A 25400-nucleotide genomic window follows, 5' to 3' on the forward strand; every position below is an offset into this window, starting at 1 on the left:
TCCCGACCATGATGCCGCAGCGCGGTCAGGTCGTGCCGCGAGGAGCGTGTGCGTCGAGTGGCGTGATCGGCTTGTCGAGCTGGATGCGCATCACCGCGAGGAGATCGTTGAGGAGGTTCTCCATCCCCTGCAATTGCTCGCTCGGGTAGCCGTCCATGACGCGCCCCACCCGAATGCCCAGGGGAGTGAAGAACTCGTCGGCCAGGGTCTGGATCCGCGGGTCGGCGCGCACCGTGACCACGCGGCGGTCGCGCTGCTCGCGCGTGCGCGTCACGTGGCCCGCCTGTTCGAGACGGTTGAGCAGGGCCGTGGTGGCGGGGTGCGACAGCCCGATCCGGTCGCTGAGGCGGGCGGGTGAGAGGGGCGCGCCGCGCTCCTCGGCGTTGAGGATCTCGATGAGGGCCTCGGCATCGGTGGAGTGCAGGCCGAGCCACTCGGCGAATCGCCGGGAGTACTCGCGGTAGACCACGCCGAAGTCGCGCAGTCGATCGGTCACCAGTTCCTGCTGCCGCCGGCCGGCCCGCTCCTCAGCCATCTCAGTCCTCGCCTTCCACCGGCCGCGCCGGTGCTCGGTTGACAATCTACGTCCCAGAATCTAATTTTGCCACAGAATGATTCCAGCATGGAATTAGATTGGAGTGGATCGAACGATGACCGCAGAACCCGCGACGGAGGTCGCACCCACGGTCCGGCAGTGGCTCGGACTGATCGCCATCGCGCTCGGAGTGGCGCTGATCGTCGTCGACACCACGATCGTGAACGTGATCATCCCCTCGATCATCGAGGACTTGAACACGGGTTCCACTGAGGCGCAGTGGATCCAGGAGTCCTATGCGATCGTCTTCGCGGCACTTCTGCTGGTGGCGGGGCGCGTCGCCGATATCGTGGGCGCGCGCCGCGTCTTCCTGATCGGCGTGGTCGTCTTCGGCGTCACGAGCATCCTGGCGGGTCTCGCGCCCGACGGTGGCCTGCTGATCGTCGCGCGCTTCCTGCAGGGCACCGGCGCCGCGATGATCCTGCCCACCTCGCTCTCGCTGCTCAACGCCAACTTCACGGGCAAGGCGCGTGGGCAGGCCTTCGCGATCTGGGGCTCCACGATCGGCGCGGCGGCGGCCCTCGGGCCGCTGCTGGGCGGCTGGCTCGCCGAACACGCCTCGTGGCGTTGGGCGTTCGGGATCAACGTGCCGCTCGCGGCGCTGATCGTGGTGGGCGTCCTGCTGTGCATCGATCGATCGCCCCGCGTGCCGGGACGCCTGGACGTGCTGGGGTCCGTGCTCTCGGTCCTGGGCCTCGGGCTGCTCGCCTTCGGCCTGGTGGAGGGCCGCACCTACGGCTGGATCATGAGCATCCGCCCGATCGACATCGCCGGATTCACCTGGGACGGTGGCCTCTCCCCGGCCTTCGTCGCCCTCCTGATCAGCGCATGCGCGCTCACCGGGTTCGTCGCCCGGCAGGTGGCGCTGCGCCGCGCCGGCGATGTCGACAAGGCGCTCATGGACGTGGGCCTGTTCTCGCTCGCCTCGTTCCGCAACGGCAACGTGGCCACCCTGATCATCGGGCTCGGCGAGTTCGGCATCGTCGCGGTCCTGCCCCTGTGGCTGCAATTCGTGCTCGGCTACAGCGCCGTCCAGGCCGGACTGGCGCTGGTCCCCATCGCGATCGGCAGCTTCATCGCGAGCGGCGCGAGTTTCGGGCTGGCCGATAAGAACGTCTCCGCACTGAATCTGGTGCGCGTCGGCCTGGTGTTCGAGGTGGTCGGCCTCGCGGCCCTCGGCTTCTTCGTCTCGCCCGACAACTCGTGGTGGGTACTCGCGGCGATCCTCTGCGTGTACGGCGTGGGCGTGGGCTTCGCGACCGCTCAGGTGACCAACGTGGTGCTGGCCGATGTGCCCGAACGCGACAACGGGCAGGCGTCGGGCATCCAGAGCACGTTCCGGCAGCTGGGATCCGCCCTGGGTATCGCGATCCTCACCACGGTCTTCTTCACCACGCTCGCCACCCAGGTGACCGACCGTCTCACCGCGGAGGGCGTCGCCGCCCCGCAGGCGGAGCAGTACGCGCACGTCATCACCGACAGTGCGGGCGCTGCGATCGTGGGCCTGCAAGCCGATCCGCAGACGGTGCCGGTCGCCGAGGCCGGGCGCCTCGCCATGACCGACGGGATCGAGTGGGGCGCCTATCTCGCCGCGGGATTCATCCTGCTCGGCCTCGTGGCCACGGCGCTGATTCCACCGTCGAAGCCGGACCCGCAGTAGCGCATCGTCACCCGCGGTCCCTCAGTCGCGCCGGAAAGCGATGGAGGCGCGGGGCCCGTCCGTCGTAGTGTCGAGGCGGACGGGCCACCGGCCAAACAGGGGAGCGGCGAGGGAGAACCGGATGAGCGGAACCGTGATCATCCTGACCGGCCCACCGGGGGCGGGGAAGAGCACCGTCGCCGCCCGGCTCGCCCGAACCTTCGAGCTGGGCGTGCACCTGCATACCGATGACTTCTGGCACGCCATCGTGTCCGGCGCGATCCCGCCGTACGAGCCCGAATCCGCCGTGCAGAACGACACCGTCATGGAGGTGATCGCCGGGGCCGCCTTCGCCTATGCCGCAGGCGGATACACGACGGTGCTCGATGGCATCGTCGGGCCCTGGATGCTAGCTCACTTCCGCGCGCACGACCCCGGCATCGACGTCCGCTACCTCGTGCTCCGTCCGGACCGGGCCACCGTCCTCGCCCGCGCACAGGCCCGCACCGCACCTGATGCCCTCGTCGAGGTACAGCCGATCCTCACGATGTGGGACCAGTTCGCCGACCTCGGCGAGTACGAGAGCAACGTCCTCGACACATCGCACGACGATGCCGAGCGCACGCACCGTCGCGTCGCGGAGGCACTCGCGGCGAACGGGTTCCGTCTCTAGGCCGGCGACACCCGATCGGTGAACATGCCGTGGAACCCGGGGAAGAAGTGGTGCGGTAGCCGCGCAACGGCCACCGGACCGGCCTCGATATCGCGGGCGTCCACCACGTACAGCGCCGAGCGGTGCTCCTGCGCCAGGTACACCACCAGGAGGAGCCAGCCGTCGTCCTCGCCGTCGCTGTCGGCGCGCGGCACGAAGAAGGGCTCACCCACGCCGTCGTGAACGGAGAAGCCGCCCATCGAGGTCTGCTTCCCGGTCTCGTTGTCGATCTTTTCCAGCGACGGGGGCGTCGTCCCATCGGACTCCATCAGGTACGAGTACCGGAAGTACCGCCCGGTGCGGCGCCAATCGTGCATCGGGAACTCGCCCAGCGAGGCGGACAGTTCCGTGAGCTCGACCCGATCGGACGGGGTGATCCGCAGCCGCGTGAGCGTGCCGCCCCGGGCCGGACCGTACTCGCGGAAGTCCGAGAGCATCTTCGCCGTCTCGTCCCAGTCGTCGTACTTCACCACATCGATCAGCACATCGCCGCCCACCTCGTAGGCGTTGTTCACGTGCACCTTCGGGAACGCGGGAATGGTGAACCGCCGCGGCGCGGAACCGTCGCGCGGCACCAGGATCACTTCGCTGCCCAGCTCCGCGCGGAACTCGGTGGCGGAGTTGAAATCGACCATGCCGAGCCCGGCCCGTGCGGCGCGCACCGGATTCATCGTGAGCGGATCGAGCACGAACACCAGGTACCGCTCGGTGATCGCGAAATCGTGATTGATCAGCACATGCGTGAGCGGCACCGTGCGAATCGTGCTGAGCCGGCCGAGCGGGTCCACGCGGTAGCAGCGCAGCCCCACCACGCCGGGCGTGCGCCCGAGGGGCGGCACCGTGAGCCCGAAGTTGAACAGCTCGCCCGTCACGGGATCGACCTTCGGGTGCGGGGAGAACGTGCTCAGCAGGCTCAGCGCACCGCCGAAATCGCAGCGCCCCCGCGTTTCCAGGGAATCGGGGTCGAGCTCCCACGGGCGCCCGTCGTCGGACAGCGAGACCAGCCGGTCACCGTGGTAGATCGACGTGGTGTTGGATCGGTCGGCCGGGCCGCGGCCGGCGTTGCCGAGCGGACCGCCGGCGGCGAGGGTACCGAGCCCACGTACCCGGTCCCCTCGCCCGGCCTCCTCCCGCTGGTACTTGGGGGTGCGCACGTACCGGTTCCGGTAGCGCAGCTTCCCACCCTGCAATGAGAACTTCGCGACCATCCCGTCACCGTCGAACAGGTGCCGGGCGTAGAAGCCCCCGGCCTCCCACCGGACCGGTGCGCTCCGGTACAGCGTGCCGAGCAGATCCTCGGGGAGGGCGCCCGTGATGTCCTCGATCACGATGTCGTCGTACTCGCCCACGGCGGGTTCGAAGACGCGCGAACGGTCCACGGCGATGTCTTCCCCGGTAGTCATGACTACACTCGACCTCATCGCGCCGGACGGATACAAGTCAGATCGGAGGGTGCCGTGTCCAAGAACTCCGAGAGCGGCTCTGCGCTGCGCCGACGTCCCTCGCAGGGCCGGGCGAAGGACACGGTGAATCGGGCTGAGTCGGCCGCTGGTCAGATTCTGGCCGAGAGTGGGTACGCCGCGCTGTCGATGGGATCGATCGCCGACCGGATCGGGGTCTCGAAGGGAACGCTGTACCAGTACTTCCCGAACAAGGAATCCGTGGTCGCGGCCGTGGTCGCCGAGATCATGGACGATCTCGTCACCTCCTTCGGTGAGCGGCTCCGCGAAACCCTCGCGGGCGGCGCGGTCACGCTGGGGCCCGAGCTCCTCGCCTCCGTCTTCGCCGAGCTGGACCGGTACCGCCCCACGCTCACCGCGGTGCTCGACGGTGCGCCGCACCTGCTGCCCGCCAGTGCTTTCGACCCCATCTCCCAGCGGTGGGGCGATGCCACTCGCACCCTGCTGGCGATCGGCGCGCGGAACGCCGCGGGGGCCGACCGCGTCGCCGTTGACGGCGAAGCGCTGGTCACCATCCTCAGCGTGTGCGGACCGGCGCTGTGCCTGCACTACCTGTCGGCCGACCTGCGGGATCAGCGCGAGGCGCTCGCGCGCACCTACTTCTCCATGGCCTACGGGGGCCTCACCGCCGCCGGCCTGAACCCACTCGTGTAGACCGATAAGGGTGAGTGAGCCCCAGGTCAGCCCCCAGTTCATACGCAGCGGCAAGGGCTTCGAGTCCCTGCCGGCGGCCGAGGGACGCTGGGCGCCCGGAACCCTGTCCGGCCCCGCCGTGGCGGGCCTGCTGGCGCAGGTACTCGACACCGAGTTCGGCGACGGTCTGGTGCCCGCGCGCTGGCACTGCGACTTGTTCCGCATGGTTCCCGCGGGCCGCATCGACGTGCGCACCCGCCTGATCCGATCGGGCCGCCGCATCCGCGTGGCCGAGGCGGAGATCGTGCACGAGGACACCACCGTGGTCCGCGCCGCCGCCACGTTCTACCACCGCGCGCCGCAACCCGACGGACTCGTCTGGACGGATCCGCGATCCCCGCAGGCACCCGCGGCCGGGGCGCCGCGCCTGTCGATGGCATGCGGAGACGGCGACTACCTCTCCGCCGAGGACCCGTCGCAGTGGCTCAACGCGGAACGCAAGCGGGTGTGGACGGTGGGCTGGCGCGTGCTCGACGGCGAGGACACCACCCCGTTCGCGCGCGCCGCCATGGTCTCGGACACCACCAACCTGGTGACGGGCATGGGAACCGAAGGGGTGCAGACCATCAACGGCGATGTCTCGATGGCCCTGTCCCGCGCGCCGATCGGCGACGAGATCGGACTGGAGGCCGACCAATTCCTGCTCGTCGACGGCGTCAGCGCCTCCTCGGCCAGCATGTTCGACCGCACCGGACGGTTCGGCATCTGCACCGTGACCGGCGTGGCGACCGGCGCCGCCGTGCACGGACCGAAGGAGACGCGATGACCGAAACCGTTCGGGTGCATCGCGAGGGACCCGTCACCGTCATCCGGATCGACCGTCCCGAGGTGCGCAACGCCGTCGACCGGGACACCGCGCAGGCGCTCGCGGATGCCTTCCGCGCCTTCGATGCCGATCCCGACGCCGCGGTCGCCGTGCTGTACGGCACCGGCGGAACCTTCTGCGCCGGAGCCGATCTCAAGGCCGTCGCCGCCGGCACGCCGAATCGCGTGGAACCCGACGGCGACGCCCCGATGGGGATCTCCCGGCTGCGGCTCTCGAAACCGGTGATCGCCGCGATCGAGGGACACGCCGTGGCCGGCGGACTCGAACTGGCGATCTGGGCCGACCTGCGGGTGGCCGCATCCGATGCCGTGCTCGGCGTCTTCTGCCGCCGCTGGGGCGTGCCCCTCATCGACGGCGGGACGGTGCGCCTGCCCCGCCTGATCGGAGCGAGCCGGGCCATGGACCTGATCCTCACCGGGCGGCCCGTCGACGCCGCCGAGGCGCACGCCATCGGCCTGGTCAACCGCCTCGTCGAACCCGGAACCGCGCTGGCCGCCGCCGTCGCCCTGGGGCGCGGCCTGGCCGGGTTCCCGCAGGCCTGCCTGCGTAACGACCGGCTCGCGATGCTCGAATCCGAGGGCCTCCCCGAGGCCGAGGCGCTCGGCGTGGAGCACCGGTACGGCGTCGCCTCCCTGACCGACGGTGCGGTGGCGGGCGCGACCCGGTTCGCGGGCGGCGCCGGCCGGCACGGAGAGTTCGATTAGCTAAACACCCGGAGTCGTTCGTCGGAGAACGGTCATGTGACAGTCACCTGCGCGTCGCCGCCCCGACTGTGCACGCGCAATAACCTGCTCCTCGAACGCCCCGATCACCGGGGCGGAGGAAGGGAAACACCATGGGGCTCGCAGGCGTCCGCAGCGAACTCGACGATCTCACCGCCCAACTCACCCTCATCGCCGCGTCCGTGGGCCGCACCGGCGACGACCTCCAGATCGATGCCCGCAGCCTGCACGAGACCGGCTCGTCCGACGCGGTGAACTCCATCGCCCGCCGCCTCGACGATCAGGGCGCGCAGCTGCGCCGCGTGCAGAACCGGATCACCCGGCTCATCGAGAACCTCGGCTGAACCGCTCCACCCGCTCGGCGGTGTCCGATGCGGTGCCCCGCGAATGCCGGCGCTCCGCATCCAAGGCCGCGCGCCGGTCCAGCGCACGGGCATCGGCGTACAGCTTCTTGTAGATCGCGATCGCCTCGGCCGAGTTGTCCGCGATCTCGGCGGCCAACGCGGCCACGGCGCCGTCGAGATCCGCCTCCGGCACCGCGAGATCCGCGAGCCCGATCCGCGCCGCCTCGGTCCCGCTGAAGACGCGCGCTGTGAAGGTCATCAGCTTCGCGGTCGCATCGCCCACCCGCTCCGGTAGCCGCACCGAGAGCCCCCACTGCGGCACCAGGCCCCACTTGGCATGGGTGTCGGCGAATTTCGCGGTCTCCGCGGCCACGATCAGATCGGCCGTGAGCGCCACCTCCAGTGCGCCGGTCATCGCCGGACCCCGGACCTTCGCGATCACCGGCACGTCCAGCTGCTCGATCGAATCGACCACATCGCCGGTGCGCACCGCGAAGTCCACCGGGGAGCCCACGATCGATCCGAGATCGAAACCGGCGGAGAAGGCGCGCCCGGCACCGGTGAGCACCAGCACGCGAACGGCACCGTCGGCGATGCCCGCGCGCACCCGGTCCAGCGCCGCGGCGAGGTCGTCCACCATCGCGGCGTTGATCGCGTTGAGCTTCTCCGGCCGGTTCAACGTGATGGTGGCGACGTGATCCTCGACGCGGAGGAGGACGGTGAGTTCGGGCGTGGTCACGCGGGGGCTCCGATCATCCGCTGAACAGCGACAGCGACGCTGTGAGGTCCTTGCCAGCATAGGGAGGGAAGACGTCGATCGGACGGTCCGGATCGCCGACGAGCATGGCCTTGGTGTTGCTCAGAGCCTCGAACCCGGTCCGGCCGTAGTACTTGCCCATGCCGCTGTTGCCGACGCCGCCGAACGGCAGGGCGTCGATCCAGCAGTGCAGATTCGTCTGATTGATGCACCCGCCGCCGAACGACAAGGAGGTCATCAACCGGTCCACGGTGGGCTGGTCGGTGCTGAAGAAGTACGCGGCCAGCGGGCGCGGCAACGATCGGATGCGGGTGATCACCTCGTCCAGATCCGAGTACCGCAGCACCGGCAGCACCGGACCGAAGACCTCCTGCTGCAACGCCGGATCGTCCCAGTCCGAGGGGTAGAGCACCGTCGGCTCCACGTACCGGTCACCGATATCGGAGCGGCCACCGAGCACCGTCTTCTCCGGGAGGATGTACCCCGCAACGCGTTCGGTGTCGTGCTCGCTGATCATCCGGGCCAGATCCGGGCTCCGCTGCGGATCGGACCCGTACATCCGGGTGATCGACGCGCACAGCTTCGCCACGAACTCGTCGGCGACGGTGTCCTCGACGCACACGTAGCCGGGCGCGATGCACCACTGGCCCGAGATCGCGTTGTGCCCCCACGCGATCCGGTCTGCGGCCTGGTCCAGGTTCGCGGTGCGATCGACGATCGTCGGGTTCTGGCCGCCCAATTCGAGCAGCACCGGCGTGAGGTTCTCCGCGGCCGCGCGCATCACCACCTTGCCCACCGCGGAGCTGCCGGTGAAGAAGATGAAATCGAAGTGCAAGTCCAGCAGCGCGCTGATCTCCTGACGGCCGCCGGTCACCACCGCCACGTTCTCCGGCTCGAAGTACTCCGGGACGAGACGCGCGAACAGCGCGGCGGTCGCGGGCGTGGTGTTCGCGGGCTTGAGCACCACCGTGTTCCCCGCGGCGAGCGCGGCGATCGCCGGGTCCAGCAGCAGCAGGATCGGCGCGTTGAAGGGACCGATCACCAGTGTCACGCCGTAGGGCTCGCGGTGGATCACGCCACTGTTCCCGATGGCCTCCAAGCCCGGCGGCAGGGCCACCGGTTCCGGCGCCATGAGACCCGCGAGGTTCTTCCGGTAGTACTCGATCACCCCCGTGGGCACGGTGATCTCGAAGAGCTGCTCGAAAGCCGGCTTCCGGAAATCCTGATACAGCGCGGCGGTCCACTCGTCCTGATGCTCGCTCAGCATGCGCTGCATGCGGTCCAGTTGATCGAGCCGCCAGTCCAGCGGTTTGGTCGCATCGGTGTAGAAGTGGGCGCGCTGGCGGTCGACGATGTCGGCGAACGAGGTGGCGGGCACGGCGATCCTTCCGTCGGAGGATGCGGGCCCCGCGCTCGCGGGTGCCCTCACCTCAGACTAGGGACGCGACGCCACCGAAACCGCTCGCACAATGCGATTGCGTAACTACCTCGGCGCGACTTGTCGATCAGTTGCCCGGCGGATTCGGCGCCGGCGGCTGCACCGGGCCGCCGCCCTGGCCGCCCGCTCCCGGAATGGTGAACTGTCCGAAGCCGGGGATGGTGATCGTGGTGCCGCCGGGACCCGTCTGCACGCCCGGGATCGGTACCGACGGTGCCGGGGCGATCCCGTTCGACAGGTTCAGGGTGATAGTCGACCCCGGTTGCGAGAAGCCCGAGGGCGAGGTGGAGACGACGGTGCCGCTCGGCGCCGAGTTGTTGACGTAGGCCACCGTGGTCTTGAAGCCCGCCGATTCCAGCCGCGCCTTCGCCGCGTTCACGTTGAGCCCGATCACATTCGGGATCTTGCCGGGACCGAAGCCGTCCTTGTACTTCGGATCCACCGGGGGCAGCGACACCGGCCCGTACAGCGTGGCCACCGGCCGCATCGCGGCGTACCACGCCGACGCGGGCTCGTTGCCGCCGTACACGTTGCCCTCGCCGCACGGGCGCAGCGGGCTGGTGCAGATGGGGCCGGGGGAGTCGCCGTCGTTGTAGACGTAGCTCGCACCGGCCATCTGGTTGGTGTACGCCAGGAAGGCCGACGAGCGGAAGGTCTCGGTGGTGCCGGTCTTACCGGCGAGCGGCAGCGTCCACCCGGCCCGCGAGGCCGCGGCCGCGGAGGTACCGGCGCCGCGGTCGTCCGCGCTGAGCGCGTTGGCGAGGGTCTCCGCGAGGCCCTTGTCGATCACCTGCTCGCACTTCTCGGACTTGAAGGGCACCGGCGTGGTGACCGGCTTACCGTCCTGCCCGATGGTCTGCACGCCGTCGCTGTTGCGGCTCGGCTGGGTGATCGACTGGATCGGGTTGGGCGGGCACCACACGCCGCCCGAGGCCAGGGTGGCCGCCACGTTCGACAGCTCCAGCGCGCTGACCGCGGTGGGGCCGAGCGTGAACGAGGCCAGGTTCTGCTTCTTGAACATCTCGGCGAGGCTGTCGTTGCCGAAGCCCGAGCTGCCCGGCAGCGTGTACGACCGCAGGCCGAGCTTGACCGCCATATCGACCACCGGCGTCACACCGACCTGCTCGATCATCTTCACGAACGGGGTGTTGGGCGAGGTGGCCAGCGCCTGGGTGAGCGACATGTTCGCCGGGTACGTGCCCGCGTTCTTCACGCAGTAGGAATTGGCCGGGCAGCCCGCGTAGCCGCCGGTACCCATCCCCTTGACCTGCACCGTCGACGGCACCGAGACGTCGGTGTCGAGCCCCATGCCCTTCTCCATGGCCGCGGCCACGGTGAAGATCTTGAAGGTCGAGCCGGCGCCGTCGCCCACCTGGGCGAAGGGCTCGGGCTGCACCGTCTGCCGCTTCCCCACGTCCAGGCCGTACACCCGGGAGGAGTTCATGGCCAGGATGTCGTGCGAGTTCTCGCCCGGCTTGATCACGTTCATCACCTGCGCCACGTTCGACAGCGTGGGGCTGGCGGCCGCGTTGAGCGCCGACTGCACCGAGTCCTGCACGCGCGGATCGAGGGTGGTGCGGATGGTGTAGCCGCCGCGGACCACCTGCTCCTTGGGGATGCCGGCCTGCGCCAGGTACTGCTGCACGTAGTCGCAGAAGTAGCCGCGGCCGCCGACCGCGGAGATGCAGCCGCCGGGCAGCGTGTTCGGTCGCGGCAGCACACCCAGTGGCGCCGACTTCGCGGCGCGGTACTCGTCGGCCTTGTCCGGGAAGTTGTCCACCAGGGTGTCGAGCACGATGTTGCGGCGCTCGGTGACGCCCTGGGGGTTGGTGTAGGGATTGAGCGCCGAGCTCGACTGCACCATGCCGGCGAGCATCGCCGACTCGGGGATCGACAGCTGCGAGGCGCGCTTGCCGAAGTAGGTCTGCGCGGCCACCTCGATGCCGTAGGCACCGTTGCCGAAGGGGACGAGGTTGAGGTAGCGCGCCACGATCTGCTGCTTGGCGATCCGCTTGGCCTGCGCGTCGTCCACGCCGCGCTCCTGCTTCGCCCGCTCGGTGAGCGTCCGCTCCAGGGACAGCGCCATCCGTACCTCGCGGAGCTTGCGCGCCGGGGTGGTCTCGGTGGCGGCCCTGCGGTCGGCGTCCGACCGCGCGAGCACCAGCAGCTGATAGTTCTTGATGTACTGCTGGTCGAGCGTGGACGCGCCCTGCTGCACCTCGCCCGCCGACTGGTTCTTCAGGAAGGCGCGCAGCGTGCCCTGGTAGTCGACGCCGTCGTGCTCCATGAAGCGCTTGTCCTCGATCGAGATGATCGAGCGCACCATGTTCTCGGAGATCTGGTCGAAGGGCACCTGCACCCGGCGCTGGTCGTAGAGGTAGGCGATCGGGGCGCCGGTGTTGTCCGTGACCGTGGTGACCTCGGGGACCTGACCCTCGAGCAGCTCCGAGCTGATGTTGTCCACCGTGTCCGCTGCGCGGTTGGAGATCAGCCCGATACCACCGATGTACGGGAACAGGATGCCCGCCACGAGCAGCCCGCCCAGCAGCACGCAGGCGGCCAGTTTGGCGATCACTCCGGGTTTCCACACGGTCACCAGAGTACGTGCCGATGCTCCGGATTCCGGGGTCCGGACGCGCCGATCAGGCGATCGGTACGTTCGTACACCTTTTCTTGGACCACTGTTCCGAATTCCCCCGGCTCCGGACTTGTGTCCGCCGTGTGATTCAGGTAACACTATCGCAGACGATGTGGCGAGCGCCTCGATCGACCCCCATAGGCAGCACGGGACGGGGTCGCCGGCAGGTTGCAGCACCAGGTGAAAGGGGAGTCAGATGACCAACGCACGGGTACTCGTTGACGACGAGGATCGTCTGGTCTGGGTGTCCAAGGCGAAGTGCCGCGATGTCGACCCGGACGAGCTCTTCGTCCGCGGTGCGGCGCAGCGCAAGGTCGCCACGATCTGCCGCCACTGTCCCGTGCAGCTCGAGTGCGGCGCCGACGCGCTCGACAGCCGCGTCGAGTTCGGTGTCTGGGGTGGGATGACCGAACGCCAGCGCCGGGCCCTGCTCCGCCAGCATCCCGAGGTCACCAGCTGGCGCGCCTTCTTCGAGGCGCAGCGCGACCGCAAGCGCACCGCGGTCTGACCGACCCCCTCCGCCCGGGCTTCACGGCCCGGGCGCTCGCATGTCGAGCCCGGCCGGATCGATCCCGGTCAGTCGCCGATGATCTGCTCGGCCACGGCCTGCAGGGCCTCCAGGCTCGCCACCTCGAAGGGCAGTGAGGGCACGCCCACCAGCGGCACCTCCGGGTTCCGCCCGACGAAGGCGCCGAGCGTCTGCAGCTCGCGCGTCGCGATCCGCGACCGCCAGTCGTGCACCCGCAGGGCGCCCGCCGCGACCGGGCCGGCACCGTCGGACCCGAGACGATCGAGGGCGGATGCGGCGGCCTCGGCCGGGACCGTGGCCAGGCTCGGATGCGTCCGGTTCACGATGAGCCCCGCCAGCGGCATCTGCTCGCCCGCCAGCCGCTCCACGAAGTAGGTGGCCTCACGCAGCGTGTCCGCCTCGGGGGAGGCGACCACCACGAATCGTGTGCTCGGCTGCGCCAGCAGCGCGTAGGTGCGGTCGGCGCGGTCCTGGAAGCCGCCGATCAAGGCGTCCATCTGCGAGACGAAAATAGAAGCATCCGAAAGTAACTGACTGCCGACGACGGCGGAGACCGCCTTGAGGGCCAGCCCCATCCCGCCCGACAGCATCCGGCCCACGCCCCGGGTGGGCCCGGCGATCAGCTTCATCAACCGCGAATCGAGGATCGAGCCGAACCGCTTCGGTGCGTCCAGGAAATCGAGCGCATTGCGCGACGGCGGCGTGTCCACCACCACCAGGTCCCAGCGGTCGTCCTCGGTGAGCTGGCCCAGCTTCTCCATCGCCATGTACTCCTGCGTCCCGGAGAACGACGAGGCCACGGTCTGGTAGAAGGGATTGTTCAGGATCTCCTGCGCCCGAGCGGGATCCGCATTGGACGTGACCATCTCATCGAAGGTCCGCTTCATGTCCAGCATCATCGCGTGCAACGAACCGCTGCCCGGAACATCCACGGCCTGAGGCTCGTTCGTCAGATCCGAGACCCCGAGCGCCTGCGCTAAGCGCCGCGCGGGATCGATCGTGAGCACCACCACGTGGCGGCCCTGCTCGGCCGCCCACAGCGCCATCGCCGCGGCGGTCGTGGTCTTGCCGACGCCGCCGCTGCCGCAGCACACCACCACCTTGGTATCCGGATCCACCAGCTGGGGGCCCAGTTTCAGTGCGATCATCGGACACCCGCCTTCGTCAGCGCCTCGGCGAGCTCGTAGACGCCGCCCAGATCCACCCCGCCGGTCAGCAACGGGAGCTTCAACCGGCCGGCCGTGCGCACCTCGTCGAGCTCGGCGCGCGCATCGTCCTGTCCGCGCACCGTGCGGGCGTACTGGATCGTCTCCGTGAGCAGCCCCGCGAAATCCTCGTCCGACAGCTCCAACCCGGCGCCCGTGAGCGCGGCGCGCACTGCCGGACCGTCCACGGTGCCGTCCGCCGCGGCGGACAGCTCCGCATCGCTGAGCAGCTGCGGCAGAGCGCGATTGACGATCACCGCGCCCACCTTCATGTCCAACTCGCGCAGCTCGCGGACCGCCTCCGCAGTCTCTTGCACCGGCAGCGACTCCAACAGCGTCACCAGGTGCACCACGGTGTCGGGGGAGTGCAGCAGGCGGACGACGCGGTCGGCCTGTCCGGCGATCGGTCCGGCCTTGGCGATCTCCTTCATCGCGCGGGTCACGTCCAGGAACTTGCCGATCCGGCCCGTGGGCGGCGCATCCACGACCACCGCGTCGTACGCGTACCGGCCGTCGCGATCGCGGCGCTGCGTGCACTCCATGATCTTGCCGGTGATGAGGATGTCCTTGAACCCCGGCGCCAGCGTGGTCGCGAATTCGATCGCGCCGATCGATTTCAGGGCGCGCGCGGCCAGTCCCATGCCGTAATTGGTCTTGAGGTAGTCGAGGAACGTGGCCTCCACGTCCATCGGCAGCGCGAAGACCGCGCCGTTCCCGTCGGCCGTCGCGATCTTCGTCTCGGTGGGCGGCAGATCGCTCACCTCGAAGGTGGGACCGATGCCGCCGCGGCCCTCGACCTCCACCAGCAGCACCTTCTTGCCGCCCGAGGCGAGTGCCAGGGCCAGCGCCGCGGCCACCGTCGACTTGCCGGTGCCGCCCTTGCCGGACACGAAGTGCAACCGGGCCTCGCGGAGCTCACCGGGCCAACTCGTCGACTCCGACACCACCGCGTCCTCCGCCGACCCCGTCGGGCCCACCTCGCTCACCGCCACTTCCGCAGCATATCCACACCGACGTCACGGCCGGTGCGATAGCGACAACCGCCTACGCCACTGCGACGCAGAACACGTGTGGATAGGCTGAGCCCATGAGCGAGAAGACCACCTGGGAGTACGCGACCATTCCACTGCTGACGCACGCCACCAAGCAGATCCTCGACACCTGGGGGTCGGACGGATGGGAGCTGGTCACCGTGCTGCCCGGCCCCACCGGTGAGCAGCACGTCGCGTACATGAAGCGGGCCCTCTGATGAGCTGGTCCGAGCGGCTCGCCGAGCTGAACATCACTCTGCCCGAGGTGGTGCCCCCGCTCGCCGCCTACGTTCCCGCCACGCAGGTGGGCGACCTCGTCTACACCGCGGGCCAGCTCCCCATGCGCGACGGTGAGCTGGTGTCCCAGGGCAAGGTGAGCGAGAACGCCGAGGGCATCGTGCACCTCGACGACGCCGTCTTCGCCGCCCGGCAGTGCGCGCTCAACGCGCTCGCCGCCGTGCACGCCCTCGTGGGCATCGACTCGGTGAAGCGGATCGTCAAGGTCACCGGATTCGTGGCCTCCGCCAAGGGCTTCTCCAACCAGGCGGCCGTGCTCAACGGCGCCTCGCTGCTGCTGGGCGAGATCTTCGGCGATGCGGGCGTACACGTGCGCTCCGCCGTCGGCGTCGCCGAACTGCCGCTGGGCGCACCGGTCGAGGTCGAGCTCACGGTCCAGGTATGAGCTCCGGGGCCCTGACGCACCCGGCGCCGAAGAAGCTGCGCGCGGTAACCCCGTACGCCTCGGTGCTGCTGTGCGACAACCCGTCGGTGATGACGCTCGACGGCACCAACACGTGGATCCTGCGCGCCCCCGGGCGTGAAGAGGCGGTGGTGGTGGACCCGGGGCCGAAGGACAAGAAGCACCTCAAACGAGTGGCGAAGGCCGCCGGGAAGGTGGCGCTCACGCTGGTGACGCACCGGCACGGCGACCACACCGGCGGCCTGCGCTGCTGGGAGGAACTCACGCGCAGCCCGATCCGCGCCTTCTCACCGAAGTACTGCGTGAACACCGCGACGCCGCTGCAGGGCGGCGAGCAGATCGACGTGGCCGGACTGCGGATCCGCGTGCTGCACACACCGGGCCACACCGCGGACTCGTTGAGTTTCCTGGTCGATTGGGAGGATTCGGACGGCGCGGTCCCCGGCGCCCTGGTCTCGGGCGACACCCTGCTGGGGCGCGGAACCACGGTGCTCGACGCCGAGGACGGCACCCTCGCCGACTACCTCGGCTCGTTGGAGGCGCTGTCGGAGGTGGCCTCCGGTCGGGTGCTGCTCCCTGGGCACGGTCCCGATCTGTCCGATGCGGCGCCCGTGGTCGCCGGTTATGCCGCGCACCGTCAGGAGCGGCTGCAGCAGGTCCGGGACGCGCTCGACGAGCTGGGTGTGACTGCGGCCGAGGCGAAGCCGATGAAGGTGGTCAAGCACGTCTACAAAGACGTCGACAAGAAGGTCTGGCCCGCCGCACGGCAATCCGTCAAGGTGCAACTGCGCTACCTCGCCGACCACGGCTGATGGGCGAGCGGACGGTATGGGGCGGGGAGACGCTGCTCACTAGGCTTCGCACCCTCGGCTAGCGCCTCGGGCACTGCAGAATCGTTCGCAGCGTCTCCCCGCCCCATCCCTCGTTCCGGATGTCAGCGGGCGCGACGTGCCAGGCGCTCGGAATCCGTGATCACCACGGACTTGCCCTCGAGGCGCAGCCAGCCGCGGTGCGCGAAATCGGCGAGCGCCTTGTTCACGGTCTCGCGGGAGGCGCCGACCAGCTGGGCGATCTCCTCCTGGGTGAGATCGTGCGTCACCCGCAGTGCGCCGTTCTCGTGCGTGCCGAAGCGCTGCGCGAGCTGCAGCAGCTGCTTGGCCACGCGACCGGGAACGTCGGTGAAGATGAGGTCGGCCAGATTGTTGTTGGTCCGCCGCAGGCGGCGGGCCAGCACGCGCAGCAGCTGCTCCGCGATCTCGGGCCGATCCCGGATCCAGGCGCGCAGTGCCTCGCGGTCCATCGTCATCGCGCGGACCTCGGTGATCGTGGTCGCGCTCGACGTGCGGGGGCCCGGGTCGAAGATCGACATCTCACCGAACATGTCCGACGGTCCCATGACCGACAGCAGGTTCTCGCGACCGTCGGGCGAGCGACGGCCGAGCTTCACCTTGCCGGACAGGATGATGTACAGCCGGTCGCCCGGCTCGCCCTCACTGAAGATCACATGGCCACGGGGGTAATCCACCTCGTGCAGATCCTTGGTGAGCGCCTCGATAGCGCTCGGCTCGACACCCTGAAAAATGCCGGCCCGCGCCAGGACCTCTTCCACGGGGTACCTCTTCCTCGATCGACCCATGCTCGCGAACGCTTTTCGCCGCGAATCCGATTGCTGTGTGAGTTTATGCACCGATCGTCCCCGATGTGGGAGATCGCACACATGACCTAGTGCACCATACCTGTTCGGAGTGCGAAGGGCACGGCGACGGGGTCAGCTGGCCTGTCGCTCGGCGCCGCCGTCCAGGTCGAGACTGTCGACGGCCTTCGGCAGCCCGATCGTCGCGAGCGTTTCCACATCGGGAGCGTCGTCCTCGGCCCCGGAGGGTGCCGAGGACTGCGCGGTGACCCGTACTTCGATGCGTTCCATCGCGAGAGCGAACAGCATCAGCACCACCGGAAAGAGCAGCCCGAGCAATCCTTGCATGCCGGTCAGTAAACACAGCGAAGGTCTCGATAAGGCCACGAAACCGATACGGGCTCGTCGTTAAGATGGTGAACCATGCCCCAGGAGCCGGAGTCCCACCTCGCGCTGGTGCGTCGGGCCCGGCGAATGAATCGGACCCTGGCGACCGCGTTTCCGCACGTCTACTGCGAGCTCGACTTCACGAATCCGCTTGAACTCTCGGTCGCCACGATCCTCTCGGCGCAGTGCACCGATGTCCGGGTGAATCAAGTCACACCCGCCCTGTTCGCCCGGTATCGGACGGCCGCCGATTACGCCGGCGCCGAGCGCGCCGAACTCGAGGAGTACATCCGCTCCACCGGCTTCTACCGGAACAAGGCCACCTCGATCATGGGCCTCGGTCAGGCCCTCGTGGACCGGTTCGACGGCGAGGTCCCGCGCCGCATGAAAGACCTGGTGACGCTGCCCGGATTCGGCAGGAAAACGGCGAACGTGGTCCTCGGCAACGCCTTCGACGTGCCGGGCATCACCGTGGACACCCACTTCAGCCGACTCGTACACCGCTGGGAGTGGACCGAGGAGACCGACCCGGTGAAGATCGAGCACGCCGTCGGCGAGCTGATCCCCCGCAAGGAGTGGACACTGCTCAGCCACCGCGTGATCTTCCACGGCCGCCGCGTGTGCCACGCCCGCAAACCCGCGTGCGGCGTGTGCGTACTCGCCAAGGACTGCCCGTCCTTCGGCACCGGCCCCGTCGACCCGGCGGAGGCCGCCGACCTCGTGAAGGGCCCCGAACGCGAGCACCTGCTGGAGATCGCGCCGCCCCCGCCGCGCCGCCGCCGAGCCCCGGGAGCCGCCCGATGACCGAGCCCGAGCGCGAACCCGCGCCCCTGCTGCCCGGCGAGAAGCCGAGCCGCATCTCCGGCACCGCCCGCTGGGTGATCGTGTGCGCCGTGGTGGCCCTGGCGCTCGCCGTCGCCATCTGGCCCCGCAGTGGCGGCGATACCGCGGCGCCGCCGCCGTCGGGCGCACCGTCGACCAGCGTGAGCCCCGGCCAGTTGCAGGCCGCCCGGGCGAAGGCGGCGCTCGCACCGTGCGTCACCGGCGGGACGGCGCGCGGCCCGCTCGCGGGACTGCGGCTCGACTGCCTCGGCGACGGTGCCCCGCTCGACGCCGGCGCGCTGCCCGACGGGCTGCCGACTTTGGTCAACGTGTGGGCCTGGTGGTGCGCGCCGTGCCGGGTGGAGCTGCCGGCGATGGCCGAGATCGCGAGCCGCGGCGCCGGCAAGCTCACCGTGCTGTCCGTGCACGCCGATCCCAACCCGGCGGCCGCCCTCGATCTGCTGTCCGAACTGCGGCTCACGCTGCCCACGGTGGAGGACCCGCAGGCCAAGGTCGCCACGCTGCTGGGCGCTCCGCGGGTGTACCCCGCAACCATCCTGTTACGCGCCGATGGCAGTGTGGCGAGCGTGCATGCCCGCCCCTTCACCTCCGCCGACGACGTGGCCGCGACCGTCCGCGCCGATCTGGGAGTCGATCTGTGACCGCCCCGGCGTGGCTCGAACCGCTGCTGGGGAACCTCGACGACATCGGCGCCGAGCTGCAGCGCCGCGGCGGGGCGGTGGCCGCGTTGCAGCGCGTCCGCAACCCGCGCAGCGCCGCCGTCCTCATCCTGTTCGACGGTGACCCCACCGCCGAGAGCCTTCCCGCCGACGCATCGGTGCTGCTGCAGCAGCGGGCGTCCGCGCTGCGCCAGCACTCGGGCCAGGTGGCCTTCCCGGGCGGCGCCCGCGACCCCGAGGACGCCGACGACGTGGCCGTCGCCCTGCGCGAGGCGTGGGAGGAGACGGGTCTCGACCCCGCCTCGGTCGACGTGCTCGCGGTGCTCGACCCGATCGAGGTGCCGGTGTCCGGCTTCCTGGTGGTGCCCGTGATCGGCTACGCCGCGCGCCCCTCGACGGTGCACGTGGTGGACGAGGGCGAGACCGCGCTGGTGCGCAAGGTGCCGCTGGCCGAGCTGATCGATCCGGCGAACCGGTTCATGGTGCGCAAATCCTTCTACAAGGGGCCCGCCTTCGCCGCGGGCCCGATGCTGGTGTGGGGCTTCACCGGTGGCCTGCTGAACGCCTTGATCGCGGCCGCCGGATGGGAACGCCCCTGGGACACGCACGATGTGCGGCCGCTGACCGACGAGGTGCGCGCCGCGGCCGACCGGGCGGCGCACTGGCAGGAGGAGGTGCGGTGAGCGGGTCCGCGTGGGTGGACGCCGTGGTCATCCTCCTGGTGATCGTGGCGGCGATCTCGGGGTACCGCCAGGGCGCAGCCGCCTCGGTCCTGGCCTTCATCGGCGTGGCGCTGGGCGCCACCGCGGGCGTGCTCCTCGCGCCGCACGTGCTGTCCTCCGTCGACGACCAGCGCACCCGGCTCCTGCTGGGGCTCGGCCTGCTGGCTGCGCTGGTGATCGTGGGTGAGCTCTCGGGCATGGTGCTCGGACGGCTGGTGCGCAGTTCCATCCGCGGATCGTCGGCGCGGGCCCTCGACTCGGGCGTCGGCGCGATCGCGCAGATGGGTGCGGTGCTGCTGGCCGCGTGGCTGGTGGCGATCCCGCTGACATCGGCGGCGTCGCCGGCGGTGTCCGGTGCTGTGAACGGATCGTCGGTGCTGTCGGGGGTGAACAAGTTCGCCCAGAACGTGGGCCTGGGCGATCTGCCGCAGAAGGTGGCCGGGATCGTCGACGATTCGGGCCTGCCGCAGGTGATGGGCCCGTTCGCGCGCACCCCGATCACCAACGTGGATGCGCCCGAGCGCGTCGACTTCACCGATCCCGCGGTGCAGCGGGTGCGCCCCGGCGTGGTGCGGATCGACGGCCAGGCGCCCTCGTGCAGCCGCGCGCTGGAGGGCAGCGGGTTCATCGCGCTGCGCGAGCGCGTGATCACCAACGCGCACGTGGTGGCCGGCACGCGCAACGTGCAGGTCACCGTCGACGGGCGGCAGAAGTACGCCGCACAGGTGACCTACTTCGACCCGCAGACCGATGTCGCGGTGCTCACGGTGCCGGGCCTGCGCGCGGACCCGCTGCGGATCGTCTTCAACGGTGCGAAGCCGGGCGATTCGGGCTTCGCCCTGGGCTACCCGGGCGGCGGGCCGCTCACGCTCTCGTCCACCCGGGTCCGCAACCACCAGACGCTGGAGGGGATGAACGTCTACCGCGATGCGAAGGTGCGCCGCGATGTGTACCTGCTGCGCGGGCAGGTGCGGCCCGGTAACTCCGGCGGCCCGCTCCTCGACCGCGACGGCAACGTGGTGGGAGTGATCTTCGGGATGGCGACCAACGATCCGGACACGGCGTACGCGCTCAGCGCCAAGCAGATCGAACCGGCGCTCGAGGCCGCGAAGAAGCCCGCCGCCGCACCGGGAGTGTCCACCGGCAACTGCGTGCTGAGCCGCTAGTTCAGGAGCCGGGGGCCGGGCAGGCCCAGCAGGAAATCGCGCAGCTGCGGGCCGACGGTGCCGGGCGCCTCCTCGTGCGCGTAGTGCCCGGCGTTGTCGACGGTGCGCACCCGGTAGTCGCTCGCCCAGTCGTGGCTGGAGAAGACGGGCTGGGGCAGCACGTACGGATCGCTCTCGCCGCGGAAGGCGAGCACGGGGATGTGCAGCCGCTGGTTCATCCGGCTCAGGAAGCGGGTGCCGTCGGGCCGGAACTGGCTGCGCCACGCCCACCGCGCGTACTCCAGGGCGCTGTGCGCCGTGCCGGGGATGCGGATGGCGCTGCGGTAGCGGTCCACCGCGTCCACGTAGTCGGCGGTGCGTTTCCAGGTCGCCCCGCTGCGTTCGTCGATGAGCCGGGCGATCTCCGCGCCGTCGTCGCGGGTGAGCCGGTCCTCGGCCACCCGGGGCAGCTGCGCGAAGGTGATCGGTCCGAGCATCGCCGACCGCTGGTCCCGGTTGCGCAGGGCCGACCGCTTGAGGGCGATCGGATGGGGCGAGGAGACCAGCGCGATGGCCGAGACCACCCGGGGATGCAGGGTGGCGGTGGACCAGCAGCCGAGCCCGCCCTCCGCGTGCCCGACGAGCGCGGCGTTGCCGTGGCCGAGCGCGCGGATCAGGCCGCTGATGTCGCCGGCCAGGGTCCAGCCGTCGTAGCCGCGCGGGGGTTTGTCGCTGTCGCCGTAGCCGCGCAGGTCCACGGCGACGGCGCGGTAGCCGGCCTCGTGCAGCAGCGGCATCTGATGCCGCCAGCTCCACCAGAATCCGCCGAAGCCGTGCAGGAAGACCACCAGCGGGCGGTCGTGTTGGGGCTCATCGGAGCCCTCGGGGCGGTATTCGACGGCGTGCAGCCGGATGCCGTTGGCACGCACGTCGAGGTGCTTCCACGGACCGGGGAAGCGGACGCTCGACGGGTCAGGGCTGGTCACCGGGGTCTGGAGTCGGTGTTACGAGCTGGAGCCGGCCGACGGGGCGCCCGCCGGCTTCTTGAGCGCGACCACCGGGTCGAGATCGCCCTTGAGGATCGACTGCGATTCCTTGAGCGATTCGATGGTCTTCTTCGGTCCGCGGATACGGCGCACCTGCAGGTAACCGATCACGGCCGAGACCACGGCGATGAACACCATCAGCAGGAAGACGATGCCGAAGGCGGCCCAGGTGGGCAGCCAGATGTTGATCACGTAGGCGAGGAAGAAGAAGAAGAAGAACGACGAGTACAGCAGCACCACGCCCGCCAGGATGAAGAAGGCCGAACCCGTGACGCCCTTCTTCAGGTCGGCGACCGTCTCCGTCTTCGCCAACTCGACCTCGGCGCGGACCAGCGAGGACACCTGGGCCGTCGCATCGCGCACCAGGCTGCCGATCGTGGGATCGCCCGTGGACGTCACGTTCGGGTCGGTGAGGGGGATCGCCGACAGGGTCTGCGGCGTTCCGGTGGTGGGTGTGCTGTCCAAGCTCACGTCTTTCCTCCTCGTTGCTGTCCTCATCGTGCCAGAGGTCAGGTGTTCGTGTGCGCGCGACCACGCCGTAGCAACAGCAGCGAACCGATCACGGAGGCCACGAGCGATGTCAGCAACACCGCCGCCTTGGCGAGATCGGCGCTGTCGCCCAGCGAGAGTTCGGCCACCAGCAGGCTCACGGTGAAGCCGATCGCGCCGAGCACGCTCAGTGCCAGGATGTCGCGGCCGGTGAGTCCTTCGGGGCGTTCGGCGATGCCCAGCCGCACGGCCACCGTGCTGGACCCGAAGATGCCGATGATCTTGCCGAAGAACAGCCCGGCCATCACGGCGACCGCGATCTTATCGGTGAACAGGGCGCGGAAGACCTCACCGTTCACGGCGACACCGGAGGCGAAGAAGGCGAAGATCGGCACGCACACCAGCGCGGAGAAGGGCTGGATGCGGTGCTCCAGGCGCTCCGCCGGTGCCTCGGCCTCGCCGGGATCGGTGCGGACGCGGGTGAGCAGGCCGAGCGCGACTCCGGCGATGGTGGCGTGAACCCCGGACTGCAGCATGGCGATCCACACCAGCGCGGCCAGCGGAAGGTAGAGCAGGGGCGTGGTGATGCGGCGGTGCTGGGCCAGCGCGTAGGCGGCGCACCCCGCCACGGCCACGCCCAGCCACAGCAGGCTCAGGCCGGTGGAGAAGAGTACGGCGATCACCACGATCGCGATCAGATCGTCGACCACCGCCAGCCCCAGCAGGAAGACCCGTGCGCCCGAGGGCAGACGCGATCCGGTGAGCGCCAGGATGCCGAGGGCGAAGGCGATGTCGGTGGCGATGGGGATGGCCCAGGCGCTCGCGATGCGCGGATCGTCGTGCGCGATGGCGAAGGCGATCAGCGCGGGCACCACCACACCGCCCGTCGCACAGATCACCGGGAGGGCGGCGCTGCGCAGGGTCGAGAGCTCGCCCACCACCAGTTCGCGCTTGAGCTCGAGGCCCGCCACGAAGAAGAACACGGCCAGCAGCCCGTCCTTCGCCCACTCGGCGAGCGTGAGGCGCAGATGCAGCGGCTCCCCGAACAGTCTGAGTGAGTCTGTGCCCACATGGATTTCGCCGAGGTGTTGATAGGCATCGGCCCAGGGGGAGTTGGCCCAGACGAGGGCGACGAAGGCGGCCATCAGCAGGGCGGTTCCGCCCACGGTCTCCGTGCGCAGGAAGCGGGACAGCGCGTTCGTCTGGGGGTTCGACGATGCGTCGCTCATCGGTCGAACCTACCGCAGGGTCGGTGGGTGACGGAGGTCACGGAATGAGTAATCTCTGCCGAATGAATCGCAGGCGAATCGTCGTCGCCTCCATGGTGGGCACCACCATCGAGTTCTTCGACTTCTACATCTACGCGACCGCTGCCGTGCTCGTGTTCCCCACCCTCTTCTTCCCGAAGGGGGACGACACCGCGGCGCTGCTCGCCTCGTTCGCCACCTTCGGCCTGGCTTTCGTGGCCCGCCCACTGGGCTCGATCCTGTTCGGCCACTTCGGTGACCGGGTCGGCCGCAAGGCCACCCTCGTGGGATCGCTGCTCACCATGGGCATCGCCACCTTCCTCATCGGCGTGCTGCCCACCTTCGATCAGGTGGGCTACTGGGCTCCGGCGCTGCTGGCCCTGATGCGCTTCGCCCAGGGCCTCGGGCTCGGCGGCGAGTGGTCGGGTGCCGCCCTGCTGGCGACGGAGACCGCGGAGCCCGGCAAGCGGGCCTGGGCGGCGATGTGGCCGCAGCTCGGCGCCCCGTTCGGCTTCTTCCTGGCCAACGGCACCTTCCTGGTGATCATGCAGCTGATGGACTTCGATTCGAAGACCTCGGCCTCCAACCACGCGTTCATGACCTGGGGCTGGCGCATCCCCTTCCTCGCGTCGGCCGTGATGGTGATCGTGGGCCTGTACGTCCGGCTCAAGCTCACTGAGACCCCGGTCTTCGCCAAGGCCGTCGAGGACGGCAAGAAGGTGAAGGCGCCGCTGGGCGAGGTGCTGCGCACCGCGTGGCGGCCGCTGATCATCGGCACCTTCGTCATGGTGGCCACGTACACGCTGTTCTATCTGGTGACCACCTGGATCGTGTCGTACGGCACCGGCAAGGTGGTGGACAAGTCGGGCGTGAAGCTGGGCATCTCCTACATCGACTTCCTGCAGATGCAGCTGGTCGCCGTGCTCTTCTTCGCGGCCTTCGTGGCGGTCTCGGGTTACTTCGCCGACCGGGTCGGCCGGCGGCTGGTGCTGATCGGCGCGACCCTGGCCATCATCGGTTTCGGCCTGTCCTTCAAGTGGATCCTGGATCCGTCGACCACCACGCAGGGGTCGATGCTGGCCGTGCTCATCGTGGGCCTGACTCTGATGGGCATCACCTTCGGCCCGATGAGCGCGGTGCTCCCGGAGCTGTTCGCCACCAACGTCCGGTACACGGGCAGCGGTATCGCGTACAATTTCGCGTCGATCCTGGGCGCGGCCATCGCCCCCTTCATCGCCACCTGGTTGGTGAGCGATTACGGCGTCGGCTGGGTGGGCGTGTACCTCGCGCTCGCGGGTGGTGCCACGCTCATCGCCTTGCTCGCGATGCCCGAGACCCGCGACGTGGAGCTCGACAAGGTCTAGCCGGATGGGCCGGCGCGGCCGGCCCATCCGGGGTACCCGCTAGCCGGCCGTCGCCGACGATGCGGATCCGGCGGAGGATCCGCTCGACGAGCCGGCCGAGTCCGAGCCGCTCGACGAGCCGGAGCTACCCGACGAGCTGGAGCCGCTCGAACCGGAGCTACCCGAACCGGAACTGCTCGATCCCGAGCTGCTCGAATCGGAGCCGCTGGAGCTCGAACGCGATCCGGAACCGCTGGAATCCGAACCGGTCGAGCCGGAACTGCTCGAACCCGCGCCGGTCGAACCGGATTCGGTCGAGCGGGAGCTTCCGGAGGTGCTCGATCCGGAGCCGGACCCCTCCGAACCCGTACGGCCCGACGACGAGCCGGCGCTGCTCGACGACCCGCCTCGGTCGGCGGCCTTCTGCGCGGCGTCGGCTTGCTCGGACGCGGCGGCCGCAGCCTTATCGGCGGCGGCGCGCTCGGCGGCCGCGCGCTGGGCGGCCTCCCGGTCCACCGGCTTGCGGGCCGCCTCCTCGGCGGCTCGATCCGCCGCGGCCTTCGCCTCGGCGGCCCGGTCCGCCGCCGCCTTCGCGGC

Annotated in this window: 28 protein-coding genes; 15 read left to right on the top strand and 13 right to left on the bottom strand. The window is 69.8% G+C overall.

Annotation, left to right across the window (positions count from 1 at the left end; genetic code table 11):
- Positions 1–25: 25 nt before the first annotated feature.
- Positions 26–535: a MarR family winged helix-turn-helix transcriptional regulator gene (locus ABD108_RS17230; protein WP_343930912.1), complete on the bottom strand. Its 510-nt coding sequence runs from the start codon at positions 533–535 to the stop codon at positions 26–28.
- 115 nt (positions 536–650) lie between these two features.
- Here ABD108_RS17230 and ABD108_RS17235 point away from each other — a divergent pair, with 115 nt between their 5' ends.
- Positions 651–2255 carry an MFS transporter gene (locus tag ABD108_RS17235; RefSeq protein WP_343930913.1) on the top strand — a complete coding sequence of 535 codons (1605 nt, stop codon included), beginning with the start codon at positions 651–653 and terminating at the stop codon, positions 2253–2255.
- Positions 2256–2376: 121 nt separating this feature from the next.
- Positions 2377–2907: an AAA family ATPase gene (locus ABD108_RS17240; protein ID WP_305112403.1), complete on the top strand. Its 531-nt coding sequence runs from the start codon at positions 2377–2379 to the stop codon at positions 2905–2907.
- On the opposite strand, the gene ABD108_RS17245 is transcribed toward ABD108_RS17240, so the two are convergent.
- On the bottom strand, positions 2904–4349 hold the full coding sequence (locus ABD108_RS17245; protein WP_343930914.1) for a carotenoid oxygenase family protein: 1446 nt from the start codon (positions 4347–4349) through the stop codon (positions 2904–2906). The two genes, ABD108_RS17240 and ABD108_RS17245, sit on opposite strands and share 4 nt — an antisense overlap.
- Positions 4350–4403: 54 nt before the next feature.
- On the opposite strand from ABD108_RS17245, the gene ABD108_RS17250 reads away from it, so the two are divergent.
- The 4 genes from ABD108_RS17250 to ABD108_RS17265 all read left to right on the top strand — a co-directional run bounded on the left by ABD108_RS17250 (position 4404) and on the right by ABD108_RS17265 (position 6991).
- Entirely contained in the window at positions 4404–5060 is a 657-nt protein-coding gene (locus ABD108_RS17250; RefSeq protein ID WP_305112405.1) for a TetR/AcrR family transcriptional regulator, read from the top strand.
- 10 nt (positions 5061–5070) lie between these two features.
- The gene (locus tag ABD108_RS17255) at positions 5071–5865 is read left to right on the top strand and encodes an acyl-CoA thioesterase domain-containing protein (RefSeq protein ID WP_220657487.1); all 795 of its coding nucleotides are present in this window, start codon (positions 5071–5073) and stop codon (positions 5863–5865) included.
- Positions 5862–6629 (top strand): crotonase/enoyl-CoA hydratase family protein, encoded by a 768-nt coding sequence (locus ABD108_RS17260; RefSeq protein ID WP_343930915.1) that lies wholly within the window; start codon positions 5862–5864, stop codon positions 6627–6629. Before ABD108_RS17255 ends, ABD108_RS17260 begins: the two co-directional genes overlap by 4 nt.
- 131 nt (positions 6630–6760) lie before the next feature.
- Positions 6761–6991, top strand: a complete 231-nt coding sequence (locus tag ABD108_RS17265) for a hypothetical protein (protein ID WP_220657489.1) — start codon at positions 6761–6763, stop codon at positions 6989–6991.
- On the opposite strand, the gene ABD108_RS17270 is transcribed toward ABD108_RS17265, so the two are convergent.
- From ABD108_RS17270 to ABD108_RS17280, 3 genes are all read right to left on the bottom strand, one after another.
- Entirely contained in the window at positions 6972–7730 is a 759-nt protein-coding gene (locus ABD108_RS17270) for an enoyl-CoA hydratase/isomerase family protein (protein ID WP_343930916.1), read from the bottom strand. The two genes, ABD108_RS17265 and ABD108_RS17270, sit on opposite strands and share 20 nt — an antisense overlap.
- Positions 7731–7743: 13 nt before the next feature.
- Positions 7744–9126 (bottom strand): aldehyde dehydrogenase family protein, encoded by a 1383-nt coding sequence (locus tag ABD108_RS17275; protein WP_343930917.1) that lies wholly within the window; start codon positions 9124–9126, stop codon positions 7744–7746.
- 127 nt (positions 9127–9253) lie between these two features.
- Positions 9254–11776 (bottom strand): penicillin-binding protein, encoded by a 2523-nt coding sequence (locus ABD108_RS17280; RefSeq protein WP_305112408.1) that lies wholly within the window; start codon positions 11774–11776, stop codon positions 9254–9256.
- 244 nt (positions 11777–12020) lie between these two features.
- Here ABD108_RS17280 and ABD108_RS17285 point away from each other — a divergent pair, with 244 nt between their 5' ends.
- The gene (locus ABD108_RS17285; protein ID WP_013128505.1) at positions 12021–12332 is read left to right on the top strand and encodes a WhiB family transcriptional regulator; all 312 of its coding nucleotides are present in this window, start codon (positions 12021–12023) and stop codon (positions 12330–12332) included.
- Positions 12333–12400: 68 nt separating this feature from the next.
- Here the strand turns inward: ABD108_RS17285 and bagB are convergent, their stop codons facing one another.
- Positions 12401–13501: an ArsA family ATPase gene (gene bagB, locus ABD108_RS17290; protein ID WP_343930918.1), complete on the bottom strand. Its 1101-nt coding sequence runs from the start codon at positions 13499–13501 to the stop codon at positions 12401–12403.
- Positions 13498–14544 (bottom strand): ATPase BagA, encoded by a 1047-nt coding sequence (gene bagA, locus ABD108_RS17295; protein WP_425579797.1) that lies wholly within the window; start codon positions 14542–14544, stop codon positions 13498–13500. The genes bagB and bagA overlap by 4 nt, the downstream gene beginning before the upstream one ends.
- A gap of 101 nt (positions 14545–14645) precedes the next feature.
- Here bagA and sp36 point away from each other — a divergent pair, with 101 nt between their 5' ends.
- Genes sp36 through ABD108_RS17310 form a run of 3 tightly spaced genes read left to right on the top strand, consistent with a single transcriptional unit; the run spans position 14646 to position 16101 of the window.
- Complete coding sequence (gene sp36 / locus ABD108_RS17300; protein ID WP_220657494.1) at positions 14646–14807, top strand: Sp36 family protein; 162 nt, start codon at positions 14646–14648, stop codon at positions 14805–14807.
- Positions 14807–15271: a RidA family protein gene (locus ABD108_RS17305; RefSeq protein ID WP_220657495.1), complete on the top strand. Its 465-nt coding sequence runs from the start codon at positions 14807–14809 to the stop codon at positions 15269–15271. The genes sp36 and ABD108_RS17305 overlap by 1 nt, the downstream gene beginning before the upstream one ends.
- Entirely contained in the window at positions 15268–16101 is an 834-nt protein-coding gene (locus ABD108_RS17310; protein ID WP_343930919.1) for an MBL fold metallo-hydrolase, read from the top strand. Before ABD108_RS17305 ends, ABD108_RS17310 begins: the two co-directional genes overlap by 4 nt.
- A gap of 122 nt (positions 16102–16223) precedes the next feature.
- Here ABD108_RS17310 and ABD108_RS17315 read toward each other — a convergent pair whose 3' ends face one another.
- Together ABD108_RS17315 and ABD108_RS17320 are read right to left on the bottom strand one after the other, a co-directional pair.
- Positions 16224–16898 carry a Crp/Fnr family transcriptional regulator gene (locus ABD108_RS17315; protein ID WP_013128499.1) on the bottom strand — a complete coding sequence of 225 codons (675 nt, stop codon included), beginning with the start codon at positions 16896–16898 and terminating at the stop codon, positions 16224–16226.
- A gap of 159 nt (positions 16899–17057) precedes the next feature.
- Entirely contained in the window at positions 17058–17270 is a 213-nt protein-coding gene (locus tag ABD108_RS17320) for a hypothetical protein (RefSeq protein WP_255585629.1), read from the bottom strand.
- A gap of 75 nt (positions 17271–17345) precedes the next feature.
- Between ABD108_RS17320 and nth the strand changes: the two genes are divergently transcribed.
- Genes nth through ABD108_RS17340 form a run of 4 tightly spaced genes read left to right on the top strand, consistent with a single transcriptional unit; the run spans position 17346 to position 20699 of the window.
- Complete coding sequence (gene nth, locus ABD108_RS17325) at positions 17346–18113, top strand: endonuclease III (protein ID WP_220657497.1); 768 nt, start codon at positions 17346–17348, stop codon at positions 18111–18113.
- Entirely contained in the window at positions 18110–18793 is a 684-nt protein-coding gene (locus ABD108_RS17330; RefSeq protein ID WP_343930920.1) for a TlpA family protein disulfide reductase, read from the top strand. Before nth ends, ABD108_RS17330 begins: the two co-directional genes overlap by 4 nt.
- On the top strand, positions 18790–19494 hold the full coding sequence (locus ABD108_RS17335; protein ID WP_343930921.1) for an NUDIX hydrolase: 705 nt from the start codon (positions 18790–18792) through the stop codon (positions 19492–19494). Before ABD108_RS17330 ends, ABD108_RS17335 begins: the two co-directional genes overlap by 4 nt.
- On the top strand, positions 19491–20699 hold the full coding sequence (locus ABD108_RS17340; protein WP_343930922.1) for a MarP family serine protease: 1209 nt from the start codon (positions 19491–19493) through the stop codon (positions 20697–20699). Before ABD108_RS17335 ends, ABD108_RS17340 begins: the two co-directional genes overlap by 4 nt.
- On the opposite strand, the gene ABD108_RS17345 is transcribed toward ABD108_RS17340, so the two are convergent.
- Genes ABD108_RS17345 through nhaA form a run of 3 tightly spaced genes read right to left on the bottom strand, consistent with a single transcriptional unit; the run spans position 20696 to position 23442 of the window.
- Positions 20696–21664 (bottom strand): alpha/beta fold hydrolase, encoded by a 969-nt coding sequence (locus ABD108_RS17345; protein WP_305112415.1) that lies wholly within the window; start codon positions 21662–21664, stop codon positions 20696–20698. The genes ABD108_RS17340 and ABD108_RS17345 overlap by 4 nt on opposite strands.
- 18 nt (positions 21665–21682) lie before the next feature.
- Positions 21683–22222 (bottom strand): phage holin family protein, encoded by a 540-nt coding sequence (locus ABD108_RS17350; RefSeq protein ID WP_425579792.1) that lies wholly within the window; start codon positions 22220–22222, stop codon positions 21683–21685.
- Positions 22223–22233: 11 nt separating this feature from the next.
- Complete coding sequence (nhaA, locus tag ABD108_RS17355; RefSeq protein ID WP_220657503.1) at positions 22234–23442, bottom strand: Na+/H+ antiporter NhaA; 1209 nt, start codon at positions 23440–23442, stop codon at positions 22234–22236.
- A gap of 44 nt (positions 23443–23486) precedes the next feature.
- Between nhaA and ABD108_RS17360 the strand changes: the two genes are divergently transcribed.
- A complete protein-coding gene (locus ABD108_RS17360; protein ID WP_425579793.1) occupies positions 23487–24824 on the top strand; it encodes an MFS transporter in 1338 nt (445 codons plus the stop codon).
- A 39-nt stretch (positions 24825–24863) separates the two neighbouring features.
- Here ABD108_RS17360 and ABD108_RS17365 read toward each other — a convergent pair.
- On the bottom strand, positions 24864–25400 hold a 537-nt coding region (locus ABD108_RS17365), incomplete at its 5' end, for a hypothetical protein (protein ID WP_343930924.1).

Source organism: Tsukamurella strandjordii (assembly GCF_039525985.1).
Lineage (GTDB): Bacteria > Actinomycetota > Actinomycetes > Mycobacteriales > Mycobacteriaceae > Tsukamurella > Tsukamurella strandjordii.

Coding starts and splice junctions, on each gene's coding strand:
- ABD108_RS17320 (WP_255585629.1), bottom strand. CDS start 17,270: ATGCAAGGATTGCTCGGGCTGCTCTTTCCGGTGGTGCTGATGCTGTTC.
- sp36 (WP_220657494.1), top strand. CDS start 14,646: ATGAGCGAGAAGACCACCTGGGAGTACGCGACCATTCCACTGCTGACG.
- ABD108_RS17230 (WP_343930912.1), bottom strand. CDS start 535: ATGGCTGAGGAGCGGGCCGGCCGGCGGCAGCAGGAACTGGTGACCGAT.
- ABD108_RS17310 (WP_343930919.1), top strand. CDS start 15,268: ATGAGCTCCGGGGCCCTGACGCACCCGGCGCCGAAGAAGCTGCGCGCG.
- bagB (WP_343930918.1), bottom strand. CDS start 13,501: ATGATCGCACTGAAACTGGGCCCCCAGCTGGTGGATCCGGATACCAAG.
- ABD108_RS17360 (WP_425579793.1), top strand. CDS start 23,487: ATGAGTAATCTCTGCCGAATGAATCGCAGGCGAATCGTCGTCGCCTCC.
- ABD108_RS17235 (WP_343930913.1), top strand. CDS start 651: ATGACCGCAGAACCCGCGACGGAGGTCGCACCCACGGTCCGGCAGTGG.
- ABD108_RS17305 (WP_220657495.1), top strand. CDS start 14,807: ATGAGCTGGTCCGAGCGGCTCGCCGAGCTGAACATCACTCTGCCCGAG.
- ABD108_RS17330 (WP_343930920.1), top strand. CDS start 18,110: ATGACCGAGCCCGAGCGCGAACCCGCGCCCCTGCTGCCCGGCGAGAAG.
- ABD108_RS17245 (WP_343930914.1), bottom strand. CDS start 4,349: ATGACTACCGGGGAAGACATCGCCGTGGACCGTTCGCGCGTCTTCGAA.
- ABD108_RS17240 (WP_305112403.1), top strand. CDS start 2,377: ATGAGCGGAACCGTGATCATCCTGACCGGCCCACCGGGGGCGGGGAAG.
- ABD108_RS17260 (WP_343930915.1), top strand. CDS start 5,862: ATGACCGAAACCGTTCGGGTGCATCGCGAGGGACCCGTCACCGTCATC.
- nhaA (WP_220657503.1), bottom strand. CDS start 23,442: ATGAGCGACGCATCGTCGAACCCCCAGACGAACGCGCTGTCCCGCTTC.
- nth (WP_220657497.1), top strand. CDS start 17,346: ATGCCCCAGGAGCCGGAGTCCCACCTCGCGCTGGTGCGTCGGGCCCGG.
- ABD108_RS17350 (WP_425579792.1), bottom strand. CDS start 22,222: ATGAGGACAGCAACGAGGAGGAAAGACGTGAGCTTGGACAGCACACCC.
- ABD108_RS17265 (WP_220657489.1), top strand. CDS start 6,761: ATGGGGCTCGCAGGCGTCCGCAGCGAACTCGACGATCTCACCGCCCAA.
- ABD108_RS17285 (WP_013128505.1), top strand. CDS start 12,021: ATGACCAACGCACGGGTACTCGTTGACGACGAGGATCGTCTGGTCTGG.